Source organism: Pseudomonas sp. (assembly GCF_026224925.1).
Taxonomy (GTDB): domain Bacteria; phylum Pseudomonadota; class Gammaproteobacteria; order Pseudomonadales; family Pseudomonadaceae; genus Aquipseudomonas.
The window spans coordinates 1-2,817 of sequence record NZ_JAMFRV010000602.1 but is presented as its reverse complement, the minus strand read 5'-3'; the positions used below and the strand labels follow the sequence as shown (position 1 = coordinate 2,817).

The window sequence follows — 2,817 nt, the reverse complement described above, 5'->3', positions numbered from 1 at the left end:
GGTGACTTTGAGGCCATGGATTTCGTTGGCATTGATCTCTTGGGCGTCGGCATTTTGTGGAGCCATGCTCAAGGTGGCCGTCGTCATCAGACTGGCGGAAGTCAGCAGTACGGCGGCGACGGTGGCGATCAATTTCTGATTCAGTGCTTTCATGACGACTCTCCTTGGTGAACTCGTTAACCGGTGTTGTAGTTAACTATAACACCAAAACAATAGGCGTCAATAGAACAAAGGCACTTTGGCAACATGACTGATGGCCTATGTGGCCATCTCACTGTTTTTATTGATATTTGAAACAGAGAAAACGAAAAACGGCCCCGTAGGGCCGTTGGTATTGCACTCGATTTCTCGAACTCAGGCGGCTTTTGCCAGCTTTGTAATGACTGAAAGTATCGAGCTTTGCGCCGATTTAAGCGCTTGCTCTTTATTTTCCGGGCTGATCGCGACTCCTTCGGCGCGTACGAAGGTAAGGTCGGTGACGCCGATGAAGCCGAGCACCGCGCGCAAGTAGGTTTCCTGATGGTCAAAAGCGGCAAACGGGCCTTCGACGTAAACTCCACCGCGGCTGGATGCAATGATCACCTGCTTGCCTTTGGCCAGGCCTTCGACACCGTTTTCAGTGTAGCGAAAGGTCTTGCCGGCCACAGCGATGCGATCGATCCATGCCTTGAGCTGGCTGGAAATACCGAAGTTGTACATCGGCGCGCCGATAACGACGACATCTGCGGCGAGGAATTCTTCTACCAGCGCATTGCCCTGGGCGGCTTCGGCGCCGCTGGCGTCGGCGACAGCAGGTGTCCAATGCGCGAGTGGCTGCGCGGCGAGGTCGAGATAACTGATTTCTACGTCCGGAGTCTGATGCTTGAGCTCGGCTACGATATCGGCGCTCAACTGGCGCGAAACCGAATACTCACCCAGTGCGCTGGAATCGATATGAAGCAGTTTCATTGAATTGTTCCTTGAAGCGCCGGTGGTCCGGCAATGCACTGACGATACATTCAGAACAATGTGGCGATAAGATGGCAATAATCGAACAAGTCGTTCTTTTAGGGAAACAATCATGACAGCATTGACGGGGGCCTTGCAGGACCTCAACGACCTCTATTTTTTTGCTGCCGTTGTTGAACACGGTGGGTTTTCCGCTGCGGGTAGGGCACTTGGCTTACCCAAGTCCAGGCTCAGCAAGCGTGTGGCCCAACTGGAGGAAAGGCTGGGCGTGCGCCTGCTGCAGCGAACCACGCGCCGTTTTGTTGTCACTGAAGTGGGTGAGCGCTTTTACGCGCATTGCCGCGCTGTGCTGGAGGAGGCTCAGGCCGCGCAGGATGCCGTTGATGAATTGCGCGCCGAGCCACGTGGGGTGGTGCGGCTGAGCTGTCCGGTGTCGCTGGTGCAGACCGTGCTGGCGCACGTGTTGCCCGACTTTCTGGCGCTTTATCCGAAAATGCAGGTTCGTGTCACTTCAAGCGATCGTCGAGTGGATGTGATCGGCGAAGGCTTCGATCTGGCCATTCGGGTCCGCTCGAAACTGGATACGGACGCCAATCTGGTTGTTCGCAGCTTCGGCCAGGGCCGCACCTTGTTAGTGGCCAGCCCAAGCCTTCTTGATAGCCAGGGACGCCCAACCAAGCCGGATGAACTGGTGCAACTGCCTGCACTGTCCATGCGTGAGCACGAGGGCGCGCAGGTGTGGGAGCTGATCGGTGCAGATGGCAAGCAAGTCAACGTGGAGATGCAGGCTCGCCTGATCACTGGTGATTTTGCTTTGCTGCTGGAAGCCGCGCGACGTGGCATGGGCATCGCGCTGTTGCCGGAATTTGTCTGTTCGTCAGCGATCGCCCGTGGGGAACTGGAGGTGGTCTTGCCCGAATGGAACGTGCCGCAGGGCATCATGCATTTCGTCTACCCGAGTCGACGCGGCATGCTACCCGGCGTGCGTGCGCTGGTGGACTTTCTGGCCGAGCGGTTGCCAGAAGCCACGTTGCTCAAACATCAGCAATGCAGGGAGCGTCCGCTGGATGATCTTCCTGCGGCATCGGCACCGGTTTCCTGACTTGCGTGAAACGCGCGATGCGTTACGCTAAATGATCCACTTAATCTATAGACATCCAGACGGCTGAATGATGATCATCGATACCAAGCTTCCCAAGGTCGGCACCACGATCTTCACGGTCATGAGCCAGTTGGCGGTGGAACACAAGGCAGTCAACCTCGGCCAGGGCTTTCCGGATTTCGAACCGCCGCAGCCTTTGCGCGACAGTTTGAACCGGGCCATGAACGAAGGTCGTAACCAGTACGCGCCCATGCATGGCATTGCGCCGCTGCGTGAGCAGATCGCGTTAAAAACAGAACGCCTCTATGGTCGCAAGGTTAACGTCGATACTGACATCACCGTGACTTCCGGCGCCACTGAAGCCCTCTTTTCCGCAATTGCTGCGGTTGTGCGTGCTGGTGATGAAGTCATCATGTTCGATCCAGCCTACGACAGCTATGAGCCTGCGATCGAATTGCAAGGCGCACGCGCCGTGCATATTCCTTTGACCTTGCCGGCTTTTTCGATCGACTGGCAGCGCGTGCGCGATGCCATCACGTCCAAGACTCGGATGATTCTGATCAACAGTCCGCACAATCCCAGTGGCGCGGTGCTGTCTTCGGAAGATATGGAAGAGCTCGCGGCAATCGTGCGCAATACCGAAATTGTGGTGCTTTCCGACGAGGTCTATGAGCACATCGTTTACGACGGTACCCAGCATGAAAGTGTGTTGCGTCATCCCGAGTTGGCCGAGCGCAGTTTCGTGATTTCCTCATTCGGCAAGACTT

General features: G+C 56.2%; 3 protein-coding genes. 2 read left to right on the top strand and 1 reads right to left on the bottom strand.

Annotated elements, in window-relative coordinates; genetic code table 11:
* Positions 1–354: 354 nt before the first annotated feature.
* Entirely contained in the window at positions 355–948 is a 594-nt protein-coding gene (locus tag M0974_RS25095; RefSeq protein ID WP_297843405.1) for an FMN-dependent NADH-azoreductase, read from the bottom strand.
* Between the two features lie 112 nt (positions 949–1,060).
* Between M0974_RS25095 and M0974_RS25090 the strand changes: the two genes are divergently transcribed.
* Both M0974_RS25090 and M0974_RS25085 read left to right on the top strand, forming a co-directional pair.
* A complete protein-coding gene (locus M0974_RS25090; RefSeq protein WP_297843403.1) occupies positions 1,061–2,050 on the top strand; it encodes a LysR substrate-binding domain-containing protein in 990 nt (329 codons plus the stop codon).
* Positions 2,051–2,123: 73 nt separating this feature from the next.
* A partial coding sequence (locus tag M0974_RS25085; RefSeq protein ID WP_297843408.1) for an aminotransferase class I/II-fold pyridoxal phosphate-dependent enzyme occupies positions 2,124–2,817 on the top strand: 694 nt, incomplete at its 3' end.

Excerpts from the sequence above, each read along its gene's own strand:
- M0974_RS25095 (WP_297843405.1), bottom strand. The coding sequence starts at position 948 with ATGAAACTGCTTCATATCGATTCCAGCGCACTGGGTGAGTATTCGGTT.
- M0974_RS25090 (WP_297843403.1), top strand. The coding sequence starts at position 1,061 with ATGACAGCATTGACGGGGGCCTTGCAGGACCTCAACGACCTCTATTTT.